The sequence below is a fragment of the Acinetobacter sp. SM1B genome (assembly GCF_003289665.1).
Lineage (GTDB): Bacteria > Pseudomonadota > Gammaproteobacteria > Pseudomonadales > Moraxellaceae > Acinetobacter > Acinetobacter schindleri.
The window spans coordinates 1-219 of the sequence record NZ_QMBM01000044.1 but is presented as its reverse complement, the minus strand read 5'-3'; the positions used below and the strand labels follow the sequence as shown (position 1 = coordinate 219).

Annotated in this window: 1 protein-coding gene; it reads left to right on the top strand. The window is 47.5% G+C overall.

Annotated features, from left to right (window positions below; all coding sequences use genetic code 11):
* Positions 1-219, top strand: a 219-nt coding sequence (locus C8322_RS14330; RefSeq protein ID WP_213065976.1) for a hypothetical protein, incomplete at both ends; no start/stop codon positions are given.

The following is a 219-nucleotide window of genomic DNA, read 5'->3' as shown; positions in this document are numbered from 1 at the left end:
CTATGATCCAGTAACAGGCAAAGTCAGTTATAGCTACCAACAAAGTGGCACCAGCAAAAACCACAGCGGTGGTGATAGCAGCGTAAGTGATAGTTTCCCAATTATAGTGACAGACAATGCCGATGAAAGCTCAGCAGCGACGAATCTGATCATTCTCATTACAGATACTGCCCCAGAAGCGAAAGCTGACACAGGCACAGTGACAGAAGACGGTGCAGC